The following is a 23,165-nucleotide window of genomic DNA, read 5'->3' on the forward strand; positions in this document are numbered from 1 at the left end:
GGGTTTTTTAGGGAAAAACCCCAAAATCAGTCGACAGATTTTGTATACAAATAGCAGCTGCAAACACTATCATGAAAAACATGGAATCCTCAGCCACCAGTTACATCGTCGAACATCTAACCCGGGCGATTGTCGAGCACAAGCTTCTGCCAGGCACCAAGCTGGCCGAGCAAAAGCTGGCCGATCACTTTGGCGTCTCGCGCACACTGGTGCGCCAGGCCTTGTTCCAGCTCTCTCAAAACCGCCTGATCCGCCTGGAGCCTGCGCGCGGCGCCTTCGTGGCCACACCTTCGGTACAAGAGGCACGCCAGGTGTTTGCAGTGCGCCGCATGCTCGAGGCCGAAATGGTGCGCGCCTTCATGGCCCAGCGCACATCGGCCAAGATGCGCAGGCTCAAGCAGCATGTGGCAGCCGAGAAGAAAGCCATGGAGCGCAACGATGTGGGCCAGCGCACCGAGCTGCTGGGCGACTTTCACGTGCGCATGGCCGAGCTCATGGGCAACGAGGTCCTGGCCCAGTTGCTGGGCGAGCTGATCTCGCGCTGCGCGCTCATCACGCTCATGTACCAGAGCAGCAGCGCCGCAGAACACTCCCACGAGGAGCACGCGCTGATCGTGGCCGCGCTGGCCGGCGACGATGTCGAGCATGCCGTGCGACTCATGCAGCAGCACCTGGTCCATGTGGAAGCCGGCCTGACATTCGACCGGGACATGCCCAGCAGCGATTTATCCATGGCCTTGTCAAGTCTGACCCCATGACCTACGACGCCACCGCACCCTATCCCCGTGATCTTGTTGGCTACGGCCGCCAACTGCCCCATGCCCAATGGCCGGGCCAGGCCCGCGTGGCCGTGCAGTTTGTACTGAACTACGAGGAAGGTGGCGAAAACCATGTGCTGCACGGCGATGCGGGCAGCGAGCAGTTTCTGTCCGAGCTGTTCAACCCGGCCGCCTACCCGGCCCGCCACATGAGCATGGATGGCATTTATGAATACGGCTCCCGCGCTGGCGTGTGGCGCATATTGCGCGAGTTTGAAAAACGCGGCCTGCCGCTGACCGTATTCGGCGTGGCCACGGCCTTGCAAAAACACCGCGAGCTGGCCCAGGCCTTTGACCAGTTGGGCCACGAGGTGGCCTGCCACGGTCTGAAGTGGATCCACTACCAGAACGTGCCCGAAGAAATCGAGCGTGCGCACATGGCGCAGTGCATGGAGATTTTTGCAGACCTCTACGGTCATGGGGGCGACCACGGCCTGGGCTGGTACACCGGCCGCGACAGCCCCAACAGCCACCGCCTGGTGGCCGATGACGGCCGCTTTGTCTACGACAGCGACTACTACGGCGACGACCTGCCCTTCTGGATGAAGCAGGAAAAAACCGATGGCAGCCTGCACCACCAGCTCATCGTGCCCTATACGCTGGACGTGAACGATATGCGCTTTGCCCTGCCCCAGGGCTACTCGCATGCCGACCCGTTCTTCCAGTACATGAAGGACAGCTTCGACACCCTGTATGCCGAGGGCGACCCCAGCGGGGACAACGCCCCCAAGATGATGAGCATAGGCATGCACTGCCGCCTGCTGGGCCGGCCCGGCCGCATCACGGCGCTGCAGCGCTTTCTGGACCATATCCAAAACCACAGCCAGGTCTGGGTGTGCCGCCGCATCGACCTGGCCCGCCACTGGGCCCAGCGCTTTCCCGCTCCGGCGATTTGAATAAAAACAGCCTCCAGCGCTTTCTACATAAGCGCTGAATGCTCATATTTTGATAGGAGACACCATGGCTTTGACCCTGGAACAACTGAACGCTGCGCCCGCAGAACAGGCCGTGGCCCTGCTCGATGGCCTGTACGAACATTCCCCCTGGATTGCCGCCGCCGCGCTGGCCCAGCGCCCCTTCCAATCGCTGGCCCATCTCAAACACGCCATGGTGCAGGTGCTGGCCCAGGCCTCGGCACAGTCGCAGCTGGAGCTGATCCGCGCCCACCCGGAGCTGGCGGGCAAGGCCATGGTGGCCCAGGCACTCACGGCCGAATCCACCAATGAGCAGAACAAGGCCGGGCTGACGGCCTGCACGCCCGAGGAGTTCGCCCGCATCCAGCAGCTCAACGCAGACTACAACGCCCGCTTTGGTTTCCCCTTCATCCTGGCCGTGCGCGGCCCGCGCGGTACAGGCCTGGCCAAGCAGGAGATCATCGACAGCTTTGCGCGCCGCCTGGCCAACCACCCCGACTTTGAACGCGCCGAGGCGCTGCGCAACATCCACCGCATTGCCGAAATCCGCCTGAACGACAAGTTCGACTACGAGCCCGTACTGGGCCATGACGTGTGGGACTGGCAGGAAAAACTCAGCGCCCACACCGACCCTGGCTACGCCGAGCTGGGCCAGCTCACCGTCACCTACCTCACCGATGCCCACCGCGCCTGTGCCCAGCGCATCAGCCACTGGATGCGCGACTGCGGCTTTGACGAGGTCGAAATCGACGCCGTGGGCAATGTGGTGGGCCGCTACCACCCCGCTCCACCCGACGATAACGGCGCAGCGCCGGGCCGCCCCAAGCAAGCCGCGGCCCCCTCGGGGGGCAGCGCAGCACACGAAGTGGCAAGCGTGGGGGCGCGTTACCTGCTCACCGGCAGCCATTACGACACCGTGCGCAACGGTGGCAAATACGACGGCCGCCTGGGCATCTTCGTGCCCATGGCCTGCGTGCGCGAGCTGCACCGCGCCGGCAAGCGCCTGCCTTTTGGCATTGAAGTCGTGGGCTTTGCCGAGGAGGAAGGCCAGCGCTACAAGGCCACCTTCCTGGGCTCGGGCGCGCTGATTGGCGACTTCAAGCCCGAATGGCTGGACCAGCAGGATGCCGACGGCATCACCATGCGCGAAGCCATGCAACACGCTGGCCTGTGCATAGACGACATTCCCAAGCTGCAGCGCGATCCGGCCCGCTACCTGGGCTTTATCGAGGTGCATATCGAACAAGGCCCGGTGCTCAACGAGCTGGACATTCCCCTGGGCGTGGTCACCTCCATCAATGGCGGCGTGCGCTACAGCTGCACCATGCTGGGCACAGCCAGCCACGCCGGCACCACCCCCATGAACCGCCGCCGCGACGCGGCCCTGGGCGTGGCCGAGCTGGGCCTGTACATGGAGCAGCGCGCTGCACAAGACGGTGACAGCGTGGCCACCATAGGTATGCTGCAAGTGCCCAATGGTTCCATCAATGTGGTGCCGGGCCGCTGCCTGTTCAGCATGGACATGCGCGCGCCCACCGATGCCCAACGCGATGCCCTGGTCCAGGACGTGCTGGCCAAGCTGGAAGAAATCGCCCAGCGCCGCGGCCTGCAATACCAGACCGAGCTGGCCATGCAAGCCGCCGCCGCACCCAGCGCTCCGGCCTGGCAGGCCCGCTGGGAAAAAGCCGTGAGCGCCCTGGGCGTGCCACTGCACCGCATGCCCAGCGGCGCCGGCCACGACGCCATGAAGCTGCATGAAATCATGCCCCAGGCCATGCTGTTCACCCGCGGGCTGAACAGCGGCATCAGCCACAACCCGCTGGAATCCACCACCAGCGACGATATGCAGCTGGCCGTTGACGCCTTCAGCCATGTGCTGGAGCAGCTGGCTTCCGAATAAATACCGCAGACAAGAGACACACACCATGACCCCCAACCGCCAAGCCACCTATGCCGCACTGGACGCCTGGATCGACCAGCATTTCGACGAGCAGGTGCAGTTTCTGCAGGCCCTGGTGCAAGTGCCCACCGATACGCCACCGGGCAACAACGCCCCCCATGCCGAGCGCACGGCCGCGCTCATCCAGGCCTTTGGCTTTGATGCCGAAAAGCATGTGGTGCCCGCGCAAGAGGTCAAGGACTACGGCATGGAGTCCATCACCAACCTCATCGTGCGTCGCCCCTACGGCCAGCCCGGCAGCGGCAAGACCATTGCCCTGAACGCCCACGGCGATGTGGTGCCCCCGGGTGAAGGCTGGAGCAAAGACCCCTATGGCGCACTGATTGAAGACGGCAAGATGTATGGCCGCGCCACGGCCGTGAGCAAGAGCGACTTTTCCACCTTCACCTTTGCCGTGCGTGCGCTGGAGGCCGTGGCCAAACCTGCCAAGGGCGCGGTGGAGCTGCACTTCACCTACGACGAGGAGTTTGGCGGTGAACTGGGCCCGGGCTGGCTGCTGAAAAAAGGCCTGACCCAACCCGACCTGATGGTGGCCGCAGGCTTTAGCTACGAAGTGGTCACCGCCCACAACGGCTGCCTGCAGATGGAAGTCACCGTGCACGGCAAGATGGCCCATGCCGCCGTGCCCCACACCGGGGTCGACGCCCTGCAAGGCGCCGTGGCCATCATGAACGCGCTATATGCCGAGAACGCAAAGTACCAGCAGATCACGTCCAAGGTGCCGGGCATCAAGCACCCCTATCTCAATATCGGCCGCATCGAGGGCGGCACCAACACCAATGTCATCCCCGGCAAGGTGGTGCTGAAGCTGGACCGCCGCATGATCCCCGAGGAGAACCCCGCCGAGGTCGAAGCCAGCATCCGCGCCGTGATCGCCCAGGCTGTGGAGGGCTTCAACCAGCAGCGCGGCTACAGCGGTGAAGACGCGGTGCGCGTGGACATCAAGCGCCTGCTGCTGGCCAACGCCATGACGCCACTGCCCGGCAATGCCCCGCTGGTGGACGCCATCCAGGCCCATGGCGAAGCCGTGTTTGGCGAAATACCCCCCGCTGTGGGCACGCCGCTGTACACCGATGTGCGCCTGTATGTGGAGCGCGGCATTCCCGGTGTGATCTATGGCGCCGGCCCCCGCAGCGTGCTGGAGTCCCATGCCAAGCGCGCCGACGAGCGCCTGGAGCTGGAAGACCTGCGCCGCGCCACCAAGGTGGTGGCGCGCTCGCTGGTGGACTGGCTGGAGTAATGGGAACACCCCCCTGAGGCGCTGCGCGCCTTCCCCCCGCTCTTCGCTCGCTACGCTCGCGGGCAGGGGGACGCTGCCAGCGCGGCGGGGCGGCCCTTGCGCGGCAGCCCTGACCTTGGGGCGCGCCAGTTTCAAGTGCTGCGCTCCTGACCTTGTCCTTTTTGCTTTTCCCCCTCTCCCGCTTGCGGGAGAGGGTTGGGGTGAGGGCTGCCCCACCAAAGCCCAGCAAACGCTGAGTCTGTCTGCATGGCTGGCTCACATGGCAGGAGCGCCGTAGTCCCTTCAGCTCACCCGGCCGCAGCCTGCTGCTGCAATCGATAGGCTGCGGGTGTGCTGCCAAAAGTACGCCGAAACAGGCTGATATAGCTGCTGACGCTGGCATAGCCCAGGTCCAGCGCAATGGCGGTGATGCTCTGGCCCTCGGCCAGCATTTCCAGCGAGCGCAGCAGGCGCACGCGCTGGCGCCAGGTACTGAAGTTAAAGCCGGTCTCGCTCACAAACCTGCGGCTGAGCGTGCGCGTGCTGAGCGCCCCCCAGCTGGCCCAGGCCTCGATATCGCGTGCATCGGCCGGGTCGGCGATCAAGGCCTTGGCAATGCGCAGCAAGCGGGCATCACGCGGCAGGGGCAGGCCAAAGGCTTCTATGGGCAGATGGCGGATTTCATCCAGGATCACGGCGCAAATATGCTGGTGTGCAGCACTGTGCGCCAATGCGGCGTCGGGCGTTGCACTGGCCAGGCGCAGCACGGCTTCACGCAGCAGGCCGGAGATGCGGATGGTGCAGGGCTGCTGGGGCAGGTCGGCGCAGGCAGGCTCGGCCACATAGGCACTCCAGCCATGGTAGGGCCCATAGGAGCGGCCCGCGTGCACATGGTGGGGCGGCAGCCAGACCGCGTGAATGGCGGGCACCATCCAGACCGCATCCTCCACCTGCACGGAAATCAGGCCCTTGAGCGAGCCGAACAGCTGGCCACGCGCATGCTGGTGTGGCTCGGACGACAACTCTTTTTCCTGCCAACGGGTGGCGGCAATCACACAGGGCCCCTCGGCGGAATCGATGTACTGGCCCAGTTCGAGGAAAAGATCAGACATGGCGGATTTTCATTGTTTCTTGGCTTGAAAATTCTATAGCCGCCAAACCTTGGCGTCTTAAGCTGCAGACATCCCCCTCGCACAAGGTTTTCCCATGTCTTCAGCCCCCTCTTCTTCCCAGCATCTGCAGCCCGACGGCCCACGGGCCATCGACCTGGACAGTCTCTATCAGCCGCCCACGGAGCGCATCCAGCAAGGCGTGCTTGACCGGCTGTATGACTTTCACCGCAGCTACCTGGCCCAGGCCCGGTTTTTCTGCCTGGCCACCGGCGATGGCTGCGGCCTGGATGCCTCTCCGCGCGGTGGCCCAGCGGGCTTTGTCCAGGTGCTGGATGCCCACACCCTGGCCTTCGCGGACTGGCCGGGCAACAACCGCATCGCATCGCTGCGCAATCTGCAAAGCGACAGCCGCCTGGCCATGCTGTTTCTGTTTCCCGGCCTGGACGTCTTTTTGCGCATCAACGGCCAAGGCCGCATCTCCACCGATAGCGAGTTGCTCGAGAGCTTGGGCGAAGCCGGCAAAACGCCCAAGGCAGCCACCGTGGTGCGCATCGATGAGGTGCTGTTTCACTGTGGCCGCGCCGTCAACCGGGCCCAGCTCTGGCAGGCCGATGCCCAGCTGGGCCGCAGCGACCTGCCCAGTGTGGGCCAGGTCATGGCGGCCATGGGCAAGCTGCGCGGCGAGGCCGAGCCCAGCAGCAGCGAGGTGACGCAGGCCGATGCCCACTACGCGCACGCCATGCGCCACGCGCTCTATTGAGCCCCACGCAACCGGCACACCGCTTGCCGGGGTGAAGAACCGCCGGACCTGCTGCCCAGGATGGCGGCCCTGATGATGTTCGGCATGATGCCAACCACCGGCATCCGCATCTTCCAGACGGTGGATTTCCAACACAAACGCAACCAGGCCATGATGGTGGCCATGTCGATTGGCGTGGGCATGCACCCCCGGTGGCCCCGAGTTTCCATCCGTGGATGTCCCACGCTCTTCATCCACTGATCGAATCCGGTATTCTCTTGGCCTCGCTTTGCGCCGTGCTGCTGAATATGTTCTTCAACGGCACGCGTGGCGATAACCAAGCTGCCATCCGTGCTGCACGCTAGGCCGACGCCCACTGAGGCCCAAGACCTGTCTGCAGCCCCCTGCCCGGCCACCGCCGGGCGTGCGCCCCCTGGACGACACCGCTTTCCAGGGGGTTTTGGCGTGTTGATCCCGTACAAGTCAATATCTGCTGCCTGATGAAACCGTACTTTGGTTTGAGCCCGATAGTCATCAGGTAAGCTTCCTGTCAGCTCCGATTTTTCGTTGAGATTTCCGTATGACACAAAACCTGTCCGCCGCAGAACAAGCCTTGCGCGAAGCCGCACGCGAATACCACCGCAGCCCCGTCAAGGGCAAGATTTCGGTGACCCCCACCAAGCCGCTGTCCAACCAACGCGATCTGTCGCTGGCCTACTCGCCCGGCGTGGCCTATCCCTGCCTGGACATCGAGGCCGATCCCAGCCAGGCCGCCGAATACACCTCGCGCGGCAATCTGGTGGGTGTGATCACCAACGGCACGGCCGTGCTGGGCCTGGGCGATATCGGCCCGCTGGCCGCCAAGCCCGTGATGGAAGGCAAGGGCTGCCTGTTCAAGAAGTTTGCCGGCGTGGATGTGTTCGACATCGAGCTGGACGCCCGCGACCCGGACAAGATCATCGAAATCGTGGCCGCGCTGGAGCCCACGCTGGGCGGCATCAACCTCGAAGACATCAAGGCGCCCGAGTGCTTCTATATTGAGCAAGAACTCTCCAAGCGCATGAACATTCCGGTGTTCCATGACGACCAGCACGGCACGGCCATCATCTCGAGCAGCGCCCTGCTCAACGGCCTGGAGCTGGTGGGCAAGGACATTGGCGCAGTGAAGGTGGCCGTCTCGGGCGCCGGCGCTGCCGCCATTGCCTGCGTGAACGTGATGGTGGGCCTGGGCGTGAAGCGTGAGAACGTCTTTATGTGCGACTCCAAGGGCGTGATCTACGAAGGCCGCCCTGGTGGCCTGGATGCCTCCAAGGCCCAATACGCCCAGAAGACCGAGGCCCGCACCCTGGCCGACGTGGTCAACGGCGCCGACGTGTTCCTGGGCTGCTCGGCCCCCGGCGTGCTGACGGCCGACATGGTCAAGACCATGGCCGACAAGCCCATCATTCTGGCCCTGGCCAACCCCGAGCCCGAAATCCGCCCCGAACTGGCCAAGGCCATTCGCCCGGACTGCATCATCGCCACCGGCCGCTCGGACTACCCCAACCAGGTCAACAACGTCCTGTGCTTCCCTTATATCTTCCGTGGCGCGCTGGACTGCGGCGCCAGCAAGATCACCGAAGCCATGAAGCTGGCCTGTGTGCGCGAAATCGCCGCCCTGGCCAAGCAGGACGTCAGCGATGAAGTCGCCGCCGCCTACCAGGGCAAGGAGCTCAAGTTCGGTCCCGACTACCTGATTCCCACGCCGTTTGACGCACGCCTGATCCTGCGCATAGCGCCCGCCGTGGCCAAGGCCGCCGAGGAATCCGGCGTGGCCACGCGCCCGATTGCCGACTACGCGGCCTACCGCGACAGCCTGACCCGCTTCGTCTACCAGACCAGCATGTTCATGCGCCCGGTGTTTGCCGCTGCCAAGACCAGCCTGCAGCGCGTGGCCTATGCCGAAGGCGAGGACGAGCGCGTGCTGCGCGCGGCCCAGGTGGCCATAGACGACGGCCTGGCCAAGCCCATTCTGATCGGCCGCCCTGCCGTGATCGAAGCGCGCATCGCCAAGGCCGGCCTGCGCCTGCAGCCCGGCGTGGACGTGGAGATCTGCAACCCCGAGGACGATCCGCGCTTTCGCCAATACTGGGAAACCTACCACCGCCTCATGGGCCGCGACGGCATCACGCCCGAAGCCGCCAAATCCGCAGTGCGCCGCTCCAACACACTGATCGCGGCCCTCATGGTCCACATCGGCGACGCCGATGCCATGCTCTGCGGCCTGGTCGGCAAGTTCGACGGCCACCTCAGCTATGTGCGCAACGTGCTGGGCATGGCGACGGGCGCTGGCGAATTCGCCACCGTCAACGCCGTCATGCTCGACAGCGGCACGCTGTTCATCGCCGACACCTACATCAACGAGAACCCCAACGCTGCCGAGCTGGCCGACATCGCCCGCCTGGCCGCCGACGAGGTTGCCCGCTTCGGCCTACCGCCCAAGGTGGCCTTTCTCTCGCACAGCAACTACGGCTCGTCCAGCCGCCCCTCCGCGCTGAAAATGCGCGAGGCCCGCAACCTGTTTGCTGCCGCCAACCCCAGCATCGAATGCGACGGCGAAATGCATGGCGACTCCGCTCTGTCCGAGACCATCCGCAACCGCGCCCTGCTCGAGTCCAGCCTGCATGGCGAGGCAAATGTGCTGATCTGCCCCAATCTTGATGCGGCCAACATCCTGTTCAACGTGCTCAAGACCACGGGCGGCCACGGCACGACCATAGGCCCGATCCTGCTCGGCGGCGCGGCGGCAGCCCATGTGCTCACGCCCTCGGCCACCGTGCGCCGCCTGGTCAACATGACGGCCCTTGCCGCAGCCCAGGCCATCGCGCAACGAAGCTGAGCCTGGCGGAGCCGACGCGCCCCAAGAAGCGCGCCGGCGTTCGCCCTCCAAGATCCAGGGCGCCCTTGTGGCGCCCTTTTTCATGCAGGCCTCGCCCAGAAAGGGGCTGACATCAGTATCAAAAACAAAGCGGCTTGCGCGCGCCCATATTGAACTCCAAGCCAAAAACGACCCAGAATCCAATAGAATCAAGCGCTTGGCGCTCATATTCTTGATGATTCAGCCTCTATCGCAAGCCTGGTAACCAAGGATGGAGCAAAAGGCCTCCAAGCCCGGCTAAAATACGCAGCTTCGGAGGTTTGGGTGAGTGGTTTAAACCAGCAGTCTTGAAAACTGCCGAAGGAGTGATCCTTCCGTGAGTTCGAATCTCACAGCCTCCGCCATATCAAGGTCCCGCAACGTGTCACAACGTCGCGGGATTTTCTTTTCCCCCTCTGTGAAGGCTGACTTCTTGTCCCGGCTTGTGTCGTGAGATGCATTGTCATCTCATGTTTTGCGGGTACTTTTGTTGGTGGTTTGATGTACCAACCAAGGCCGATACCAACACTATCCGCCTGAGCCGTCACATGGCGCTTTTTACGACCTTGCCCTCGGATTCCGTATCCCATGCAATTGCAAAAAGCTCTTTGCCTGCCCACGGGCAACCGTGCGGTCCTCGACCACCACCATGGGGAAGCCGTACATTTTCTTCACTGTTTCCAAGCGTCCTTCCAGTAATGCACGCAACGCAGGCTCTGCCGTTATGTACAGATAGCCACGGCAGTGCTGGCGCAAATCTGCCTTGCGCTGCTTGATCCACACCACTGAGCGTTTCTCGTCTTCGTGGGGTTCGTCATCATGGTCATGGCTGGGGGGGATCCAGGCCATCACAAACGCCTGCTTCAGCGCCAGGATCGCATCCAGCGAATCCAAGATCCGTGAGACACGATCAGGCTCATTGAGCTCGGGAAAACGGCCATACACCAATGGCCATTCGCTGGCATCGAACAATGTGGCGTCCAGGCCAGGGATAGAGAATTCAGGTTTTGTCATCATTGAAAATGGAAAAATCACGCCAAAACGGCGAGAAGGTTCAGTCGATGGGCTCCATGCCGCGCAGGCTGATCAGCATCCATGCCGTGGATGCCAGCAAGGCCAAAAGACCCAGGCTGTAGAAGGCGGTCCACTCCATGCGTACGAGCAACTTTCCCGCCAGCACCGAGGTCACAATGCCGGCCAGTCGGGTACCGCAAAAAAGCACGGCGTAGTTGGTCGCAGCCTGCACACCTTGTGATGACCAGCGCAGAATCAACGCGGCATAGACCACCATCAGCCCACCCACCACCGTGGACATGCCCACGGTGCCGGCCACTGCAAGGGCCTGCGACTTACCTTGATGCCCCAGCATCAACAGCACGATGCATCCCCCACCTATCGCAGCCAGCAGCAGCATCGTTTTTTGATGGCCTAGATAGCGAATCAATGGCGTAGTCAGCACCGAAATACCCAGCAACCCCAGAGGCTGTAGCGTGCCAACCAGCCATGCAATACGTTCCATCGGCACCCCCACATCGACCAGCATGACGCGATTGAGGGCACTGAGCGGGAAGATGACACCGGCAGCAGTCACCAGCAGAACCAGATACTTGCGCATCTGCGGCTGGCGCAAACAGGCAAACAGGTGCCCGCCAGCCAATGCTTTGCCCATGCGCACATGGGCCCGCTCCTGCTCGACCAGACCCAACACAGGCAGCAAGGACAACAGCATGCACACGGCCATCAGCGCGAAGGTGATGCCCCATCCCCACCGCCCGAGCACCACGACCAGCACGCCGCCCCCCAGCATAGAGCCTGTGGCCAGCGCGGCCAGTTTCAATGATGCAGCCATCGGTTTGCGCGCTTCACTGGTCATTTCTACGGCCAGGGCATCCAGCGCCAGATCCATCGTGGCCACTGCCATCGCCACCAGCAAGCCCAGACCAAAGAGCACACCCAGCGGTGCCCCCTCCAGCAAAGCCACCGCTCCCAGCCCAACCACAGTGAGCAACTGAGCCAGCACGATCCAGCCAATGCGCGGCGACAGAAATGGCAAGCGCAGCCGGTCTACCAATGGAGCCCATAGAAAGGACAAACCAATGGGCAAATACAAGGCGAACGTCCAGGCGATCTGGTCCACAGCCATTCCGCGTGCCCGCAAGACAGGGGGCAAGCCTCCTTGCAGCAAGCCCACGATCACGCCGAATCCCACATACAGCAGGCCCATTGCAACCATGATGCGTGCGCCGCCCTGTTGGGTGGGCGCCCCCCCCATGTACTTGTGCTCACCAGCCATACTTCAGCGAGGCCAGGAAGGTGCGGCCTTGTCCGTAGTTGCAGAAGTTCACGCCGTTGCAGGTGAAGTAGGTCTTGTCCGTCAGGTTGGAAACATTCAGCGTCAGCGACATACCACGCAATGCCGGATCCAGATGGCGCAAGTCATAGCGCAACATCGCATCCATCAAGGTATATGCAGGAATCTTCTGGGTATTGGCCGGGTCAGCAAAGGCAGAGCCCACATGACGCACGCCCGCACCCAGGGTCCAGCCCGCCATTACACCTTCGGCAAATTTGTAGTCGCCCCACACCGATGCTGTCTGCTTGGCCACCGTGATAGGGCGCTTGCCCAGATCCGCACCGTTGCTGCGCGTCACCTCGGGATGAATCACACTGAAGCCGCTGATGATGTTGAGGCCTTTAGCGGGACTGAAGCGCGCCTCCAGCTCTATCCCACGCGAATTGATTTCCCCGGTCTGTACCCGCGCATTCGGCAAGGGTGAGCGTGGATCCTGCGTCAACACGTTCTGCTGGGTCAGGTCAAAGGCAGACAGTGTAAACAGCGCATTCTTACCAGGTGGCTGATACTTCACACCCAGCTCGAATTGCTTTCCGGTCGAGGGCTTGAATGGATCCCCATAAGGGTTCGCCGTAACCGATGGGTCAAACGAGGTGGCATAGCTGGCATAGGGGGCAAAGCCGCTGTCGAAGTTGCGGATAACACCCGCTCTCCATGTGAATTTGCTCAGCGTTTGCTCGGTGAATGACTTGGCCAGTGCGTTCTCGTTCTTGACACGCGCACGGTCAAAGCGACCTCCCAACGTGAAGCCCCACTGCCCCCACTTCATTTGGTCCTGCACATACACCCCTGCAATGTTTTGCTTGCGATCCGGACTGGTGTTGGCCGCAGGACGTGTGATCGCCTGGCCATAATCAGGCTCCAAGTAATCCAGTGTGGGCGCGGCGCCATAGCCTTGTGTTTGTTGCCAGCGGTCATGCTGAAGATCAACTCCCAGCAGCACTTGGTGAGACACCGCCCCCGCTTGCAGATTGCCTTGCAAGTGCGTGTCGATGTTGAGGGCATTCAGCTTCTCCTTGGACCACAGCGCATAGCGGTTCAGCGTGTGCTGATCCGCCTGCAAGCCGGTACTCCCCACTTGGCTGGAGTCCAGATCCATCCGCGTGTAGCGCAGGTTTTGTCTCAGGCTCCATTGCGCGTTGAAGCGGTGGCTAAACTCATAGCCGATGTTGCTGTGCGTCCGGTCAAATTCATTCATGTCTGGCGAGCCATCGAAGAAGTTGCGTGGGAATGCACCATGCACATTCGGCAAGATGGAGCCATTCGAGGGCAGGACACCATAGAACCCGCCCTTGGGGTCATGCTGGTACAGCCCCATAACCGTCAGCTGCGTGTCGGCATTCGGCTTCCAGGTTATCGATGGTGCAATCAACACGCGCTCTTCCTGGGTCATGTCCACCGAGGTGTCAGACTTGCGGCCCAATGCCGTCAATCTGTACTGCACGCTGGCATCTTCATTGAGCGCTCCGCCACTGTCCCAGCCCAGTTGCCGGCGGTTGTGACTGCCTGCTGATATGCCGACCTCATGAAATGCCTCTGGTGTGGGGCGTTTGCTGACCATGCTAACAATACCGCCCAGTGGAGCCTGCCCATACATGACCGAAGCCGGCCCCTTCAACACCTCCGCGCGCTCCAGCAAAAAGGCGTCAATTTGCGGCACCAAGTAGGAGGCCCCACGCGGCATACGCAGCCCGTCGAGGTACAAGAAAGTGTCAGACACACCACCAATGCCTCGGAAGGCCATCATGTCAAACCGTGATGTATCTCCGCGCATATCCGCAGACAAGCCGGGCGTATAACGCAAGCTCTGGGTCAACTGCTGAGCGCCCAGGTTTTCAATCTGCTCCTTGGAAACAACATGGATGGACATGGGCGTTTCCATCAACGGAGTGTCTGTCTTGGTGGCCGTCAGGCTGCGTTTTGCCACATAGCCCAGAACAGGCCCGTTGCCAACTTCCTGGTAGCTTTGCGCCGAAACCTCCACTTCAGGCAATGCAGGAGTCGTACTGCTGGCGCGTGAACGCAGCTCGATCGTGACCAGGTTTCCATCAAAGCGCCCCTGCAGGCCGCTGCCTGCGAGAAGACGTTCCAGCGCTTCGCGTGGCGTCCACTTGCCTGATACGGAGGGCGCATTTTTTCCTGCCACCAGGTCTTGCTGCACCAGCAATTGCATGCGTGTTTGACGCGCCCAGTGATTCAGCGCCTGGGCCAAGGGCTGGGCCTCTAACTGAAACAGCACAGCTGCACCTGTCGAAGGGGATGCGGGCGCAGTCTGCGCGTGCAATATGCTGCTTCCCCATGCCAGTGTCATAGCCATGGCAACAGGCAGAAGCCGAAACGTGCGGCGATTCATGTGAAATCTCTCCCATAGAAAATTGGATGTCTATGAGGTAGACGCAGCAGCCGCGCGAAACCCTGTAATCAATACGAAAAATTCTTATTCAGTTACGTGTCACGATGTCGGTGAACTCGCCTCCCACTTGCAGACGTACCGGCAGAACACGCGGCAATGCCTTGTACAAAGCGGCAGTTTCCATGGGATCAAAAGTCCCGGACAGGCGCAAAGCACCCACTGCGGGGTCCTTTACCCGCAACCCTGTTGCACCATAGCGCTCCAGCTCTGCCAAGGCCTGTGCCAGAGGCACATCCACAAAGCTGATGCGCTGATCACGCCATGGGGCAATACCGTCAGCAGGCACCACGGTGGTGGCTTTGACCACACCCTGCTCATCCACTGTCGTCTGCTGCCCGGCCGTAAGCAAAGCCCCGGCTTCCAGGTCATACGTGTTTTTCTCTACCTCAGAGACCTGCAAACGCGACACGCGCACCTTGCCTTCTTCGACCGCCACCTGCACTTGCGAATTTCCTGCCAGTCGCGGTGTGTAGCGCACCGCAAATCGTGTGCCGACCACTGTCACCCGCGCTCCTCCTGCAAGCACATGAAATGGGCGACCATCATGCTGCACCTCAAAGACGGCTTGGCCATCGAGTAGCTGCACCTCACGCCGCTGGCGGTAAAAGCGCACCTCTACCTGCGTTTGCGTGTCCAGTCGGAGGCGGCTGCCATCTTCCAAGGTAAGCTGCTGCTGCTGGCCTTGCTCGGTACGATAGGCCTGGGTCCAGACTGGTTGCATCTGTAGGTGTTGCCATGCCATATAACCCATGCCTGCGGCAGCGGCAGCTACCATGGCCGAAGCCGCAGGCCATGCCAGAAATCGGCGGCGTGCCAATGCAGGTGCCGATAAGCGTTTGCGCTCGTGTAATTTGTCATGAGCGAGGCGAGAACGCATCCCCTGCAGCAAATCGGCAGGCATGGCATCCATCTCTTGCCATTGCGCACTGCATTGCGCATAGGCTGTGGCATGTAGCACATCTGCCGCAAGCCAGGCCTCAAAACTGGCTTCTTCTTCCACACTCCACCCCGCATCACGACGGCGCACAAACCATCTCAGCGCCACCTCGTAAAGGCGCTGGGCATCATCAGCGGAGCCATTCAGCACAGGCATAGGGGCTTTCTTTGAAAAGTAGACACATGCGCAGTCCACAACCCTGTAGATAACATCGCGGAGAACCAAGCCTCTTTCATTATTTTGATTTCGCTTTGGGGGGCCTGCCTCTAGGGCGGCGTATTGGTGGAGTCAATGACTCTATTGCATCCATACGCGCACGACATGCATGCAGTGCAATCTGGATCTGCATCTCTACCGTTTTTACTGCAATCCCCATCCGGTCTGCGGCCTGGGCATGCGTTAGCCCATCAAATTTGACCAAGATGAAAGCTTCTCTGCACCGCGTGGGCAGACTGTCCACTGTCTGGGCCATGGCCTCGAAACGCTGTCGAGAAGCCAGAGCAATTTCAGGCTCGAGGGTCTCGGGCCCTGCATGCATATCCGGTTCGACCAAGGCCTGCGACGTATGGAGATCGCTGTCCCCAGACAGGACTCCCGCGCGTCGATGGTTATCTACCAACAAATTACGGGCTGTTCGGTACAGCAGTGCGCGTGGATTGTGGATCGCAGAGCCCGCTCGCTCGGCTGCATACACGCGTGCAAAGCTCTCTTGTGTGAGATCCGCAGCCACATCACGGTCCCTGACCTTGCGGGCCAGAAAGCTCAGCAGTTCACGGTAATAGTGTTCGATCACAAGGACAGCAGCAGTTAGATGGGCTAGCGCATCAAGCCCGAAATCACCCTGCAAAGGTTTTGGGTAGAGCACTTATTTGCAAATAGTTCTCATTATCTACCAAGTAATGGGCATTGTTGCTGGCCCTACACTTTGGACACTGACCTTACCCTCGAAAAACGTATCCCTTGCTGAGTGGTCCAATCAAGCAAGGGGTAACGAAATGAAGAAGACAAAGACGGCGATGACCAGGGCGCGTTACACGCTGGAATTCAAGCGGGGGGCTGTGCGGCTGGTTGAAGGCGGGCAGAGCATTGCGGCGGCGGCGCGCACAGCAAGCCTGTGAGCGCCGAGCAGATGGAGGTTGCGCGACTGCGAGCCGCAGTTGGCACGGGTACCGGTGCGTGTGCCAAGGGCCAGTGGCTATATCAAAGAACAGCTCGATGCGGTAGCAGGCCAGCCCAATGGACGGCCCGGGATGCCCCAGGGCTGGCGCACGCCGATCGATGTTTATGCGCAGCATCTGGCTCAGCTTGCTTTGCAGCACAGAATCTGTGCATCAACCTTTTATTGCACTTGGACTTGAATCCGCCCAGATATATACAGCGCCAGAAGCTACCGTAGCCATAGCATCCCCTGGCCCTGCTCGACAGCCGGACGCAGGCACAATACGTGCGTGGCCATTCCCCAATCATTCATCCAGGAGCTTCTTTCCCGCATCGACGTGGTCGATATCGTGGGCCGCTATGTGCAGCTTCGAAAGGGCGGCGCCAATTTCATGGGCCTGTGCCCGTTCCACAGCGAAAAATCGCCCTCGTTCACGGTCAGCCCCAGCAAGCAGTTCTATCACTGCTTTGGCTGCGGCAAGAACGGCAATGCGATCGGCTTTCTGATGGAGCATGCGGGCATGGGCTTTGTCGAGGCCGTACAGGATCTTGCAGGCCAGGTGGGCCTGTCGGTTCCGCAGGACGACATCAGCCCCGCCGAGCGCGAGCGCCAGGCCGCGCAAAAGCAAAAGCAGGCCAGCCTCACCGATGTGCTGGAGCAGGCGGGCAGCGCCTACCGCAAGCACCTGGCCGGCTCTGAGCAGGCCATCGCCTACCTCAGGCGCCGCGGCGTCTCACCCGAAACCAGCCGGCGCTTCGGCCTGGGCTACGCACCCGCAGGCTGGCGCTCCCTGGCCAGCGTGTTTCCCCAATACGATGACCCGCAGCTCGAAGAGTCCGGCCTGGTCATCGTGGGCGAGGAGGACAAGCGCTACGACCGCTTTCGCGACCGGCTGATGTTTCCCATCCGCAACGTCAAGGGCGAGTGCATAGGCTTTGGCGGGCGCGTGTTCGGCGATGAAAAGCCCAAGTACCTGAACTCGCCCGAAACCCCGGTGTTTCACAAGGGGCGCGAGCTCTATGGCCTGTACGAGGCGCGTCAGGCGCTGCGCGACCTGGGCTATGCCCTGGTCGCCGAAGGCTATATGGACGTGGTGGCTCTGGCCCAGTTGGGCTTTGCCAACGCCGTGGCCACGCTGGGCACGGCCTGCACACCCGAGCATGTGCAAAAGCTGCTGCGTTTTACCGATGCCATCGTCTTCAGCTTCGACGGCGACAGCGCTGGCCGGCGCGCGGCGCGCAAGGCGCTGGATGCGGCCCTGCCCCACGCCAACGACACGCGCAGCATCAAGTTTTTGTTCCTGCCCGCCGAGCATGACCCCGACAGCTTTATCCGCGAGCACGGCCCCGACGCGTTCGCGCGCCATGTGGGTGATGCGCTGCCGCTGTCGCGCTTTTTGATCGAGGCCGCCAGCGAAGCCTGCGACCTGGGCCAAGCCGAAGGCCGCGCCCACATGGCCAGCAATGCACGCCCGCTGTGGAGTGCCCTGCCCGACGGCGCCCTGAAGCGCCAGTTGCTGGCCGAGATCGCAGCCCTGGCCCAGCTCGACGCACGCGACCTGTCCGAAATCTGGGCCCAGGAAGCCGCACGCACAGCCCCCCGGCGGATCGGCCATGAAGCGGCTCACGCGCAAGGCACACCTGTGCCGCCCGGCCATCCATCCGGCTTTGCCCCTGCACCTGAATGGGACAGCAGCTACGGCGTGCCCGAGTCCCAGATGCCCGGCCATGGTGGTTATTCGCCGCACCCGGCCCAGGGCGCAGGCTGGCGCGGTGCGCGCCAGCAACAGGGCCGAGGTAGCCGCAAGCCCTGGGGGCGCGGCAAGGGGGAGCGGGACTGGGCGCCAGCTCCACAGCCCGGCCCGCGCCTGTCGCCCACCATGCGCCTGGACCAGGCCGCACGCCTTTTGATGTCGCACATGGAGTTCATGGAAGAGCTCACACACGAGGACTTCGATGCCCTGGCCCATAGCGGCGCCAGCCACGGTGCTCTGTTTCGCTGGCTGGAGGCGCAATTCCAGGAAGCAGGCCCCCGCCCCTGGGCCTTGCTGCGCGAGATGCTGCGCGGCCAGCCCCACGAGGGCCTGGCCGACAAACTCATGAGCGGCCCCCATGCCCAACCCGAGGGCGAGCTGCCCGAGCTGCGCCAGGAGCTGCGCGACGTGCTCAATCGCATGCAGATCAGCCGCATCACCACGCTCACCGAGGAAGCGCTCAAGGCCCTGTCCAGCGACCCCGGCGCAGCCCAGCGCTGGCGCGAGCTGCAGGCGCGCAAAGAGGCCTTGAACGCCCAGCTCTCGGGCTCGAACTGAAGAGCCTGGTCACGAGCTGCCTGGCAAATTTCCAGGTCGGCAGGGCTTGAGACCTGCGCCGGGCCTATACCATTCACAGGTTCACAAAGTCTTCAGCCCAAGCTGGCAAAGACTTTGTTGGTGATCTCTGAAAGGAAGAAGGCATGCGCCGTTTTGAACTGGTCGAAGGAACGGCCAGCAAGTTCTGGGAAATCGAGCAAAACGACAGCGATCTCAACATCGCCTGGGGCCGCATAGGCACCGCAGGCCAAAGCCAGACCAAGTCTTTTGCCGATGCGGCCAAGGCCTTGGCGGCGCTGAACAAGCTGGTCAAGGAAAAAACCGCCAAGGGCTATAGCGAAACCGGGAGCGCGGCTTCCGGTGCTGCTGCACCCGCCACCACGCCCGCAGCAAGCCCTGCTCCAGCAGCCAAAGCCGCAGCCCCCAAGCCAGCCAAGGCCGCAGCCAGCAAAACCGCAGCAGCCGCGCCTGCAGCAGCTGTGGCGCCTGCTACAGCAACGGCCCCCGCAGAGAGCCTGGACGCACAGTGCGAGCGCGTGTTCGAGGCCGTGCGCGCCCAGATTGCCGACGGCAGCTTCAAGCTGGGCCATGATCTGTCTGCAGCCCAACTCAAGCGCCTGCATGGCGTGAGCGATCTGGGAGCCAGCATGGCCTTCGACCAGCTCAAGTCCACGGGCATGCTCTACGGCTGGGGCAGCACGGCCAAGGTACAGGACAAGGCCCAGGCCATTGCCAAAGAACTGGGCGAGGAAAGAGCACAGCACCTGGCCGAAATGGCCAGCCAGCCCCAAGCAACGACCACCGCCGTGGCCGACGCCGGCACACCGCCCTGGGCCCAGGGCGAGCTGCTGCGCCTGCCTGCCGGCCTGCGCAATCTCGCCTATGCCACGCGCCGCCACCCGCAAAAGCCCCCACAGCCCAGCGCGGCTGCGGCGTGGCATCTGGTGCGCCCCATGGCCAAGGACAATGGCCGTGTCGATCTGGCCGGCTGCGAGCCTCTGCTGCGCCCCGCGCTGGAGCGCCAGCTCTCGCGCCTGACCCTGGCCGAGCCTGCGGCCGACATCGAGGCCGACACCCTGCTGCTGGCCCGCGCCATGGGCACGCGCCGCTACCACGGCGATGCCGAAATCGGCAGCCACCTCATCGACTATCTGGTGGCCCAGTACGGCCTGCCCGGTGCCGTGGACATTTACCTGGCGTCCCAGCAAATCCAGGTCAGCAGCAGCTATGACAGCAAGGCCAAGGGCCATGTCAGCACGCTCAGCCACACCGTCACCAGCCCGGTCTCTGACAGCTGGTATGGCCCCCTGGGCCAGACCGAGGAGCAGATGCGCAAGCACCTGTCGGCCGCCCCCGAGGAAGAGTGGCAGGTCTGCGCCGAGAAGATCGCCGCCGCCCTGCCCACGCTGCACCCCAGCCGCAAGACCGCCGTGGTTCTGCTGGTGCCGGAATGCAGCGACATGAGCCATGCACTGGCCTTCGAGCTCGCGGCCGAAAAAGACACCCCCGAAAACGCACACTGGCTGCTGCTCACGGTCACCGACCCTGCCGCCATCGCGGCCCTGGTCAAGGTCAAGCAAAGCTATTCCAGCGGCCTGTGGGACAACCAGCGCATGGTGGCCACCTTGCTGCTGGAACGTGGACTGGATGCCATTGCGCTGCTGGAACGCGGCGCGGCCCAGGATGAGGCCGGCGACGCCCTGGCCGCCATGGGCACGCCCGAGGCCGTGACCGCACTGGCCCGCGTGGCCAGCGGCTCCAAGGGTGCGCTGGCGCGCCTGGCCCTGGCGGTGGACCGCTGGCCGCTGGCGGCCATGGTGGCCCTGGCCAAGCTGATTGCCTCGGGCGGCAAGGACGCCGGCTTCCTGACCCCCAGCCTCACGCGGCTGCTGCGCGCCCACAGCGGGCAGGTCGATGCGCTGCGCCCCTGGCTGGACAGCGCGGCCCAGGCCAGCATAGACCGCCAGCTGGCCCTGCTGGCCGGCCCCGCCGAAGTGGCCGCCGCGAGCGAGCTGCCCCAGGTGCTGGCCGCACCGCCCTGGCAGGCCAAGGTGCAAAAAAAGGCCGCCACCGCCCTGGCGCTTGCGCCTTTGACGCTGGAGCCCGTGGAGCAATGGGCCGACGGCGCGCGCGAGCAGGCACTGCAGCTCAACCAATGGGAGCAAAAGCGCTTTGACAGCGCCAGCAAGAACGTGCTGGAGCTGGTGGACCGGCTGGGCTTTGACGACAACAAAAAACAGTTCAAGCACCTGCTGGAAAACGCCGCCGCAGCCATACGCCAGCGCGACACAGAGGCCTTGATCGCGGCCTGGCGCGCCATGGTGGAGCAGCGCAAAAAAGAGCGCTACTACTGGTTTTACTTCTACGCCGAATACATCAGCCTGCTGCCCGAGGAGATGGCCGCCCCGTTCTGGAATGCCGTGGCCGGCGAAGCCACGGACACGCGCGGCGTGGACTTCATGGCCGCCAAGCTGGGCCTGGCCGGGCTGCCCGGCCTGCTGGCCATGGTGCGCAGCAAGCCCAGCGAGAACCTGGAGCTGGCGCTGAACTTTGGCGCCGTGGAGCTGGCAGCCCCTGCGGCCCGGGCCTTTGCCAAGCTCAAATCGCTGCGCGACGCGGGCCGCCAATGGCTGCTCCGCTACCCCGAGTACGCGGCCTGCGCCCTGCTGGCTCCGGCCCTGGGCAAGCCCGGCGAGGCCCGCGACTGCGCAGGCTCGGCTCTGCGCCTGCTGCAGGCCAACGGCCATGCGGCCTTGCTGCAAGAGGTGGCAGCGCGCTATGGCCGCGAAGACGTGGTGAGCGCCCTGCAAGCCGTGCTGGATGAGAACCCGCTGGACCGCTTTCCCACCAAGCGCGCCAAGCTGCCCGAGTGGTGGCAGCCGCGCGGCTGGCGCCGCCCCGTACTGCAAAACGATAAGGCCCTGCCCGACGAGGCCCTGGACGCCCTGGGCCAGATGCTGGGCTTTCCCACCAACGAAGAGGTGTATGCCGGCATTGCCGACGTGCAGGCTGCCTGCACGCGCGAATCGCTGGCCGACTTTGGCTGGGACGCTTTCAGCGCCTGGCTGGAGGCCGGTGCCCCCAGCAAGGAAGGCTGGGCGCTGACGGCCCTGGGCCTGCTGGGCACGGACGAGACCGCGCGCAAGCTCACCCCCTTTATCCGCACCTGGCCCGGCGAATCGGCCCATGCCCGCGCCGTCACCGGCCTGGATGTGCTGGCCGGCATTGGCACCGATGTGGCGCTGATGCTGCTCAATGGCATTGCACAGAAGATCAAGTTCAAGGGCCTGCAGGACAAGGCCCGCGAAAAAATCAATGCCATTGCCGAGGCCCGAGGCCTGTCGACCGAAGAGCTGGAAGACCGCCTCGCCCCCGACCTGGGCCTGGACGCCCAGGGCACCTTGAAACTCGACTTTGGCCCGCGCGCCTTTGTGGTGGGCTTTGACGAAACGCTCAAGCCCTATGTGCGCGAGCTGGACACCGACGGCCGCCCCGGCGCACGCCTGCCCGATCTGCCCAAGCCCAAGAAGAGCGATGACGCTGCCCTGTCCAAGGAGGCGACCGAGCGCTTCAAGCTGCTGAAAAAAGACGTGCGCACCATTGCCAGTCAGCAGCTGCTGCGCCTGGAAGTGGCCATGTGCGCGCGCCGCCGCTGGACGCCCGCGCTGTTCCGCATGTTCCTGGTCGAGCATCCGCTGGTGCGCCACATCGTGCAGCGCCTGATCTGGGGCGTGTACGCGCTGCCGGGCCAGAGCAGCTATGGCGGCCAGCTGCAAGCCTGTTTCCGCGTGGCCGAGGATGGCAGCTTCACCACGGCCGAGGACGATGACTTCGAACTGCCCGAGGGCGAGAGCATCCGCATTGGCGTGCCCCATGCGCTGGAGCTGTCGGCGGCCGATGCCGCCGCCTTTGGCCAGGTGTTTGCCGACTACGAGCTGCTCCAGCCCTTTGCCCAGATTGGCCGCGACACCTATACGCTGAGCGAAGACGAAACCAAGGCCCTCAAACTTGAGCGCTGGAAGGGCGCCAAAGTGCCCACCGGCCGCGTGCTGGGCCTGGTCAACAAGGGCTGGCGCCGTGGCCAGGCCCAGGACGGCGGCGGCATCTGGTATTTCACCAAGCCCCTGGGCCAGCACAAGGTCATCGAGCTGTATCTGGACCCAGGCATCATCGTCGGCATGGTGGACGAATACCCCGAGCAGGAGCTGGGCGACGTCCATGTGGGCAAGCCCGCCTCCTGGGGCGAGATCGACAAGCCCGAGGCCTTCACCCTGCTCGACCCCATCTCGGCCAGCGAGTTGGTACGGGACCTGGAGGCGCTAAAAGGATGACCC

14 protein-coding genes, 1 tRNA gene and 2 pseudogenes are annotated in these 23,165 nt (G+C 63.2%); 11 read left to right on the forward strand and 6 right to left on the reverse strand.

Annotated features, from left to right (window positions below):
* Positions 1-80 precede the first annotated feature (80 nt).
* From G486_RS0101430 to G486_RS0101445, 4 genes are all read left to right on the forward strand, one after another.
* Positions 81-758 (forward strand): GntR family transcriptional regulator, encoded by a 678-nt coding sequence (locus G486_RS0101430; RefSeq protein WP_027013921.1) that lies wholly within the window; start codon positions 81-83, stop codon positions 756-758.
* Positions 755-1,714, forward strand: a complete 960-nt coding sequence (gene puuE, locus G486_RS0101435) for an allantoinase PuuE (protein ID WP_027013922.1) — start codon at positions 755-757, stop codon at positions 1,712-1,714. The genes G486_RS0101430 and puuE overlap by 4 nt, the downstream gene beginning before the upstream one ends.
* Positions 1,715-1,778: 64 nt before the next feature.
* On the forward strand, positions 1,779-3,632 hold the full coding sequence (gene uraD / locus G486_RS0101440) for a 2-oxo-4-hydroxy-4-carboxy-5-ureidoimidazoline decarboxylase (RefSeq protein ID WP_027013923.1): 1,854 nt from the start codon (positions 1,779-1,781) through the stop codon (positions 3,630-3,632).
* Between the two features lie 25 nt (positions 3,633-3,657).
* A complete protein-coding gene (locus G486_RS0101445) occupies positions 3,658-4,932 on the forward strand; it encodes a M20 family metallopeptidase (RefSeq protein WP_027013924.1) in 1,275 nt (424 codons plus the stop codon).
* Positions 4,933-5,219: 287 nt separating this feature from the next.
* On the opposite strand, the gene G486_RS0101450 is transcribed toward G486_RS0101445, so the two are convergent.
* Complete coding sequence (locus G486_RS0101450) at positions 5,220-6,023, reverse strand: AraC family transcriptional regulator (RefSeq protein WP_027013925.1); 804 nt, start codon at positions 6,021-6,023, stop codon at positions 5,220-5,222.
* A gap of 94 nt (positions 6,024-6,117) precedes the next feature.
* Here G486_RS0101450 and G486_RS0101455 point away from each other — a divergent pair, with 94 nt between their 5' ends.
* The 4 genes and pseudogenes from G486_RS0101455 to G486_RS0101470 all read left to right on the forward strand — a co-directional run bounded on the left by G486_RS0101455 (position 6,118) and on the right by G486_RS0101470 (position 10,023).
* Positions 6,118-6,783, forward strand: a complete 666-nt coding sequence (locus G486_RS0101455) for an MSMEG_1061 family FMN-dependent PPOX-type flavoprotein (protein WP_051302983.1) — start codon at positions 6,118-6,120, stop codon at positions 6,781-6,783.
* Positions 6,784-6,846: 63 nt separating this feature from the next.
* Positions 6,847-7,127: pseudogene (locus tag G486_RS23870) on the forward strand (solute carrier family 23 protein); the annotation flags it as partial.
* Between the two features lie 215 nt (positions 7,128-7,342).
* Positions 7,343-9,640 carry an NADP-dependent malic enzyme gene (locus G486_RS0101465; protein ID WP_027013928.1) on the forward strand — a complete coding sequence of 766 codons (2,298 nt, stop codon included), beginning with the start codon at positions 7,343-7,345 and terminating at the stop codon, positions 9,638-9,640.
* A gap of 293 nt (positions 9,641-9,933) precedes the next feature.
* A tRNA-Ser gene (locus G486_RS0101470) sits at positions 9,934-10,023 on the forward strand.
* Positions 10,024-10,216: 193 nt separating this feature from the next.
* On the opposite strand, the gene G486_RS0101475 is transcribed toward G486_RS0101470, so the two are convergent.
* The 5 genes from G486_RS0101475 to G486_RS23305 form a co-directional block, all read right to left on the reverse strand.
* Positions 10,217-10,672 (reverse strand): hypothetical protein, encoded by a 456-nt coding sequence (locus tag G486_RS0101475; protein ID WP_169728565.1) that lies wholly within the window; start codon positions 10,670-10,672, stop codon positions 10,217-10,219.
* Positions 10,673-10,712: 40 nt separating this feature from the next.
* Positions 10,713-11,951, reverse strand: a complete 1,239-nt coding sequence (locus G486_RS0101480; protein WP_027013930.1) for an MFS transporter — start codon at positions 11,949-11,951, stop codon at positions 10,713-10,715.
* A complete protein-coding gene (locus G486_RS0101485) occupies positions 11,941-14,364 on the reverse strand; it encodes a TonB-dependent siderophore receptor (RefSeq protein ID WP_084454954.1) in 2,424 nt (807 codons plus the stop codon). Before G486_RS0101485 ends, G486_RS0101480 begins: the two co-directional genes overlap by 11 nt.
* 88 nt (positions 14,365-14,452) lie before the next feature.
* Entirely contained in the window at positions 14,453-15,517 is a 1,065-nt protein-coding gene (locus tag G486_RS0101490; RefSeq protein WP_027013932.1) for a FecR family protein, read from the reverse strand.
* Between the two features lie 79 nt (positions 15,518-15,596).
* Positions 15,597-16,154 (reverse strand): sigma-70 family RNA polymerase sigma factor, encoded by a 558-nt coding sequence (locus G486_RS23305; protein ID WP_084454968.1) that lies wholly within the window; start codon positions 16,152-16,154, stop codon positions 15,597-15,599.
* 223 nt (positions 16,155-16,377) lie between these two features.
* Between G486_RS23305 and G486_RS23875 the strand changes: the two are divergent.
* The 3 genes and pseudogenes from G486_RS23875 to G486_RS0101510 form a co-directional block, all read left to right on the forward strand.
* A pseudogene (locus G486_RS23875) lies at positions 16,378-16,520 on the forward strand (IS3 family transposase); the annotation flags it as partial.
* A 289-nt stretch (positions 16,521-16,809) separates the two neighbouring features.
* Positions 16,810-18,831, forward strand: a complete 2,022-nt coding sequence (dnaG, locus tag G486_RS0101505) for a DNA primase (RefSeq protein ID WP_027013935.1) — start codon at positions 16,810-16,812, stop codon at positions 18,829-18,831.
* A gap of 143 nt (positions 18,832-18,974) precedes the next feature.
* Complete coding sequence (locus G486_RS0101510; protein WP_027013936.1) at positions 18,975-23,162, forward strand: DUF4132 domain-containing protein; 4,188 nt, start codon at positions 18,975-18,977, stop codon at positions 23,160-23,162.
* Positions 23,163-23,165: the final 3 nt, after the last annotated feature.

It is taken from the genome of Comamonas composti DSM 21721, assembly GCF_000429845.1.
In the GTDB taxonomy this organism is placed as follows: Bacteria; Pseudomonadota; Gammaproteobacteria; order Burkholderiales; family Burkholderiaceae_C; genus Comamonas; species Comamonas composti.

Bases quoted from the DNA above. Each gene is read 5' to 3' on its own strand.
- G486_RS0101445 (WP_027013924.1), top strand. From the start codon at position 3,658: ATGACCCCCAACCGCCAAGCCACCTATGCCGCACTGGACGCCTGGATC.
- G486_RS0101455 (WP_051302983.1), top strand. From the start codon at position 6,118: ATGTCTTCAGCCCCCTCTTCTTCCCAGCATCTGCAGCCCGACGGCCCA.
- G486_RS0101465 (WP_027013928.1), top strand. From the start codon at position 7,343: ATGACACAAAACCTGTCCGCCGCAGAACAAGCCTTGCGCGAAGCCGCA.
- puuE (WP_027013922.1), top strand. From the start codon at position 755: ATGACCTACGACGCCACCGCACCCTATCCCCGTGATCTTGTTGGCTAC.
- G486_RS0101480 (WP_027013930.1), bottom strand. From the start codon at position 11,951: ATGGCTGGTGAGCACAAGTACATGGGGGGGGCGCCCACCCAACAGGGC.
- G486_RS0101490 (WP_027013932.1), bottom strand. From the start codon at position 15,517: ATGCCTGTGCTGAATGGCTCCGCTGATGATGCCCAGCGCCTTTACGAG.
- G486_RS0101430 (WP_027013921.1), top strand. From the start codon at position 81: ATGGAATCCTCAGCCACCAGTTACATCGTCGAACATCTAACCCGGGCG.
- G486_RS0101450 (WP_027013925.1), bottom strand. From the start codon at position 6,023: ATGTCTGATCTTTTCCTCGAACTGGGCCAGTACATCGATTCCGCCGAG.
- G486_RS0101510 (WP_027013936.1), top strand. From the start codon at position 18,975: ATGCGCCGTTTTGAACTGGTCGAAGGAACGGCCAGCAAGTTCTGGGAA.
- G486_RS0101485 (WP_084454954.1), bottom strand. From the start codon at position 14,364: ATGAATCGCCGCACGTTTCGGCTTCTGCCTGTTGCCATGGCTATGACA.
- G486_RS0101475 (WP_169728565.1), bottom strand. From the start codon at position 10,672: ATGACAAAACCTGAATTCTCTATCCCTGGCCTGGACGCCACATTGTTC.
- uraD (WP_027013923.1), top strand. From the start codon at position 1,779: ATGGCTTTGACCCTGGAACAACTGAACGCTGCGCCCGCAGAACAGGCC.